At 48.2% G+C, this 5,926-nt stretch carries 6 protein-coding genes and 1 pseudogene; all 7 read right to left on the reverse strand.

The window, feature by feature from the left end; all coding sequences use genetic code 11:
* Positions 1–578, reverse strand: a 578-nt coding sequence (locus A3751_RS08545) for a POTRA domain-containing protein (protein WP_304439015.1), incomplete at its 3' end; no start/stop codon positions are given.
* 32 nt (positions 579–610) lie between these two features.
* Positions 611–1,960 carry an RIP metalloprotease RseP gene (gene rseP / locus A3751_RS08550; protein WP_068454415.1) on the reverse strand — a complete coding sequence of 450 codons (1,350 nt, stop codon included), beginning with the start codon at positions 1,958–1,960 and terminating at the stop codon, positions 611–613.
* A 23-nt stretch (positions 1,961–1,983) separates the two neighbouring features.
* The gene (gene ispC / locus A3751_RS08555) at positions 1,984–3,174 is read right to left on the reverse strand and encodes a 1-deoxy-D-xylulose-5-phosphate reductoisomerase (RefSeq protein ID WP_068454417.1); all 1,191 of its coding nucleotides are present in this window, start codon (positions 3,172–3,174) and stop codon (positions 1,984–1,986) included.
* Positions 3,171–4,010 carry a phosphatidate cytidylyltransferase gene (locus tag A3751_RS08560; RefSeq protein WP_068454420.1) on the reverse strand — a complete coding sequence of 280 codons (840 nt, stop codon included), beginning with the start codon at positions 4,008–4,010 and terminating at the stop codon, positions 3,171–3,173. The genes ispC and A3751_RS08560 overlap by 4 nt, the downstream gene beginning before the upstream one ends.
* Before the next feature lie 38 nt (positions 4,011–4,048).
* Entirely contained in the window at positions 4,049–4,870 is an 822-nt protein-coding gene (gene uppS, locus A3751_RS08565) for a polyprenyl diphosphate synthase (protein ID WP_068454423.1), read from the reverse strand.
* Positions 4,871–4,932: 62 nt separating this feature from the next.
* Positions 4,933–5,490 (reverse strand): ribosome recycling factor, encoded by a 558-nt coding sequence (gene frr, locus A3751_RS08570; protein ID WP_068454426.1) that lies wholly within the window; start codon positions 5,488–5,490, stop codon positions 4,933–4,935.
* A 21-nt stretch (positions 5,491–5,511) separates the two neighbouring features.
* Positions 5,512–5,926, reverse strand: a pseudogene (locus A3751_RS08575) (uridine monophosphate kinase); the annotation flags it as partial.

Genomic DNA, 5,926 nt, shown 5'->3' on the forward strand with positions numbered 1-5,926 from the left:
GTGAACGCCTCATTGCCTACCACGTTAATATGTAGGATCGAAGAAACCTCACCCTCATCTATCTCTATATTGATATCGACTCGGTTCTGAGGCAGCTCTTCTACCTCCGCTTCTACGGAAGCGCTATAGCGCCCTTGTGTTACATACGAACGAAGGATTTCTAACTCTAGACGTTCCAAGGTCACGCGCTTAAATACTTTACCCTCAGACATGCCTGCCTGTTTAAGACCTTCTAGCAAGTCTTCTTCAGAAATATCCTTGTTACCCGATATCTCGATATTCGCGATAGAAGGTCTTTCCTGAAGACTAACAATTAGATCATCATCGTTACGATACAACGCTATATCGGTGAACAACCCCGTTTTAAACAGATCTCTACTCGCCTCAGCCAACTTTGTCGGATTCACTTCTTCGCCGACCGAAACAGGAAAACTAGAAAAAACAGTACCCGCGGACACCCGCTGCAAGCCTTCAACCTGGATGTCATCGACGAGAAAAGTCTCGCTCAAGACCTGCGATGAATAGAGACCAAAAAGCACTGCGAAAGCCAAAGCTGGCAATCGAAAAAAGTTACACATTAACTACTGCACCTAAATATGCTGACATGAAATCAGAGCCGCATAATATCGTTATAGAAAGCTACGGCCATCAACATCACAACCAAGGATAAACCAATCTTAAAACCAATGACTTGGCTTTGCTCTGAAAGCGGTTTCCCACGAACCGCCTCGATGAGGTAAAACAAAATATGCCCGCCATCCAGTACCGGTATCGGTAACAGATTCAAGACGCCAAGACTGACACTGAGCAGGGCCAAAAAGCGAAGAAACTCTTCCGCACCGGTACTAATGGATTGGTTAGCAACTCGCGCGATCGTAATTGGACCGCTTAGATTGTCGAGAGAAATCAATCCGACGACCATCTTCTTTACAGCTCCGAAGGTCATTGCAACGTCAGACCATGTTTGCGAAAAAGCGTGGCCAAGCGAATCGATTGGGCCGTAACTGACTACAGAGATTAACTCTCTAGGGTACTCGAAAGGCGCAACCCCTACTCCGATTTTACCTACTAAAGCGCGACCGCCCCCTTCTACCACCTCTGGGACGACAGACAGTTCAATCAAATCGGCATTCCGCTCTACCAAAACGCTTAGCCGCTCACCTGCGCTCTTCTGAACAATCTCGACAAAATCGTACCAGTCAGCGATCTCCGCTCCATCTACAAAACGCACGAGATCACCCTCAAGAACACCAGCCATATGCGCTGGCCCCCCGCGCGTCACAACGCTAATTTCTGGGGAGATCGGGGGACGATAAGGCACCAAACCAATACCCCTAATAAGATCCGCTTCATCCTGGCCGCGCATCCAATTATCAAGTTTCAACGCATAGTCTTTACTTTCGCCATCGAATTGCGCCTTGAGCTCTATTACACCAGAATCACCAATATGAGGAACCAGCGACATCACAACATCTCGCCAACCGTAAACCTTCTGACCATCCACGCTTTCGAGCACAGAGCCTACTTCTAGTTGCGACATAGCGGCAGGGCTTTCTGGAATAACCTCTCCAATCTTAGGAAGTACCGTGGTGTAACCAATCCCAAACATCATCCAGTAGGCAAAAATCGCGAAGACAAAATTCGCAATTGGACCTGCAGATGCAATGGCGATTCGCTGACTTACCGGCTTTGACGTAAAAGACTGCTCTTTCAATGCGTCAGGCACTGGCCCTTCCCGCTCATCCAGCATTTTAACGTAACCACCAAGAGGAATAGCAGCAACAGCATATTCCGTTCCCAGCTTGTCCTTCCAACTAAATAACGGCTTTCCAAACCCGACAGAAAAGCGGAGCACTTTTACGCCACAGCGACGCGCTACCCAAAAATGGCCAAATTCATGAATTGTTACCAATATTCCGAGCGTGATAATGAGGGATAGGACTGACTGAAGGACTTCCATAGACGTAACAATATTACCGAGTTCTAAATTGCGAAACCAAGGGCCGACTGCGTAGCGATTATGCGCGCATCTCGATCCGCCTCAAGCACTTCATTAATAGTTGAAGGAAGTGAGCCTGGCGCCTTTGCCATAACGTCTTCGATGATATCAGCAATTGCAGTGAACCGGACCTTACCTTTAAGAAAGGCCGCGACGGCGATCTCATTTGCAGCATTAAGATAAGCCGATGCGTAACCACCTATTTCAAACGCTTCACGCGCGAGAGCGAGACAAGGAAAAGCCTCAACATCTGGGGCCTCAAACTCTAACGAGGAAATTTTTAAGAAATCGAGCTCTTCGACTCCAGTATTGATTCGATCAGGCCAAGCTAAGCCATAACCTATTGGTGTGCGCATATCGGGCTGACCTAGCTGCGCCAACACCGAGCCATCAAGATATTGAACCATGGAGTGGATAATGCTCTGCGGATGAATCACCACCTCGATATTTTGCGGCCTTAAATCGAACAACCAACACGCTTCGATCAATTCAAGCCCTTTGTTCATTAAGCTCGCTGAGTCTACCGAAATCTTATGCCCCATACTCCAGTTAGGGTGAGCGCAAGCCTGCTCGGGTGTAACGTCAACAAGCCGCTCTTTCGAATACCCCCTAAAAGGACCACCCGAAGCAGTTAATAGAACCTTCGAAACACCACTTCGCGGATGCGCACCACATGCATAATCAGAAGGAAGGCACTGAAAGATGGCGTTATGCTCACTATCTATAGGGAGAATCGTTGCACCCGAATTTTCAATAGCAGTCATAAACAAAGAGCCAGACAAAACCAGCGACTCCTTGTTGGCAAGCAACACTTTTTTACCAGCGCTAGCCGCCGCATAGCTTGATTCAAGTCCTGCGCTGCCCACGATCGCGGCCATAACGATATCCACCTCTGTCGCAGAAGCAATATCAATAAGAGCGTGAGGCCCAACCAAGAGCTCAGTCAGGGTGCCACTATCTCGAAACGCTGCTAGCGCTTCGTCAGCAACGGAGATATCAGAAACGACAGCATACCGGGGCGCGTGCTGAACACTCAGCTTCAGCAGCTCGGACCAATTACTGTGCGCACTTAGAGCATATACTTCATACTTATCAGGGTGCCGCGCGGCAACATCCAGCGTGTTAAGACCAATCGATCCGGTAGCACCAAGTACAGAGAGCTTTTTTGCGCTCACGGATTACCCCAAGCAATCCAAGAAAAGCTATAAAGAAGCGCTGTAAGCACTGGAATGCTTGCCGTTAAACTGTCTATTCGATCAAGCACACCGCCGTGCCCAGGTAAGAGATTGCTACTATCTTTTATACCAGCTTCACGTTTGAACAAACTTTCTGTCAAATCACCAAATATTGAAACGATTGCAGCGATCACCGTGACCACAACTAACTGAATGGTCAAGGCAGAGCTCAAATCAAGCCAAAATGCGGCAACCAAGGCAAGAACGACGGTACAACCCAGCCCTCCCCAAGCGCCAGCCCAGCTCTTGCCAGGTGAAACTGCAGGAGCAAGTTTCGCCTTTCCAAACGCGCGACCCGCGAAGTAAGCGCCGGTGTCTGCAGCCCAAATCAAAAGCAATGCGTAAAAAAGAACTAAATGAACACCAAGGTCGATATCAACTAACATTTGCGCCTCGCGAAGCGCCAACATCGTCTTCCAAAATGGTATGAGAATCAACAAACCAATACCCAGCTTCACTGATCGCTGCCGCCAGAAGCGGCTAGTACCGGGATAGCGCAGCACTAAAACGATGGCAATTAACCACCAAGCCAGTCCTACGTATAAAATTGGAGTTGCTGGAATATATCGAACAAAAATGAGCCAAATTGCTACATAAACCGCATATGATACGCGGAGCGACTGACGTTCATAGCCAGATAACCTTGCCCATTCCCACGCTGCGACAGCCACAATAGCGCCGACAAACCAATAAAAGCCTTGTACATCTGTACCGAAAATTCCCGCTAGCGCCAATGGCGCAAGTATTAGCGCAGTGATTATGCGATGCTTAAGCAATGTACTCCCCTTCTTATGTCGTTGTTATGGAGCCAAATCTACTGCGGCTCGCCGTCGGTATCGGAATCAGGCCATTCCACGTTTTTAAGATCTTCTGCTGACGGCATATCAGCCAGCTCACCCGAAACCTGCTCATCAGTTTGCCCGAACCGGCGCTTCCGCTGACTATAGGCATCCAAAGCAGCCATCATTTGCTCTTCTTTAAAGTCAGGCCAGTACAAATCAGAAAAATAGTATTCAGCGTAAGCAAGCTGCCAAAGCATAAAATTGCTTATGCGATACTCGCCAGCGGTTCGAATCATCAAATCGGGCATAGGCAGATCGCCCAAACAAAGACGGGATTCAATCATCGATTCAGAGATATCGTCGGCAGACAGAGTGCCCGCTGCAACATCATGAGCAAGGCTTTTAACCGACTGGGCAATATCCCATTGCCCACCGTAATTTGCAGCGACAACTAAGGTCATCCCCGTATTTGATTCGGTTAAACGCTCAGCCTTGGCCATATAGTCTTGCAATAGACCGCTGAATTTCGAACGATCGCCTATTATCCTTAAGCGAATATTATTCTTATGAAGCTTTTTAACTTCATGCTGCAGAGCGACCAGAAACAAGCGCATCAGCGCACCCACTTCAATGGCGGGCCGACGCCAGTTCTCACTGCTGAAGGCGAAAAGGGTCAACACTTCAACACCCTCGCTAACGCATGTCTGCACAACCGACCTGACCGCCTCAACTCCAGCCTTGTGACCAGAAACACCTACTTGCCTGCGCGCTTTTGCCCAACGGTTATTGCCATCCATAATGATAGCCACGTGCTTAGGCCTGTTTGATGCGGTGTAGGGAATTTTTGAATTCATGAATTGTCGCTTTGCTTTTCAGGGGCGTACACCGAAAAATATACCCCCCTTAGGATAAAGTGTTAAACCTTCATCAAATCCGCTTCTTTATCTTGAAGCATCTTCTCGACTTCTGCGACATAGCTGTCGGTTAGCTTTTGAATCTGATCTTCGCCACGCTTTAGATCATCCTCAGTAATCTCTTTTTCTTTTAGCAGCTCTTTCAGGTATGAATTTGCATCACGACGTGCATTTCGGATTGAAACTCGACCACTCTCTGCGTCTGCTTTCGCTAGCTTCGCCATATCACGGCGCGTCTCTTCGGTAAGCGCTGGCATAGGCACACGAACAAGATCTCCCGAAGTTGAAGGATTCAAACCTAGATTCGCAGCCATAATCGCTTTTTCGATAGCTGGAACAAGCGGCTTTTCCCAGGCAGAGACAGCTAAAGTACGACCATCCTCAACACTGATATTCGCAACCTGCTTAAGAGGTGTATCAACACCATAATACGACACCATCACACCATCTAGAATACTTGGATGCGCACGACCTGTTCGGATCTTTGCAAACGCTACGCCTAGAGCCTCTAGGCTCTTTTTCATCCGCTGTTCAGCTTCCTGTTTAACGTCTTCAATCACAGCTTATTCCCCTGTCAATAACTATTCTTTATCTGCTACTTCTTGCTGCGGCGATGTTGCCTCAATCAAGGTTCCTTCAGGCTCACCGACCATAATCGATGTCAGCGCTCCCGGCTTATTCATATTGAATACACGCAAAGGCATGTTGTGGTCTCGACACAAACAAATCGCCGTTAGATCCATAACGCCAAGTTTACGGTCGAGCACTTCATCGTACGTGAGGTGATCGAACTTTTTGGCTTTCTTAACCTTCATTGGGTCGGCATCGTACACGCCGTCAACTTTTGTTGCTTTAAGTACCACATCCGCCTCGACCTCAATGCCACGGAGACATGCCGCCGAGTCAGTCGTAAAAAATGGATTACCGGTTCCGGCACTGAAAATAACGACGTCACCACCCTTCAACCAACGCATTGCCGTCCTACGATCATAATGC

Source organism: Oleiphilus sp. HI0080, from assembly GCF_001635135.1.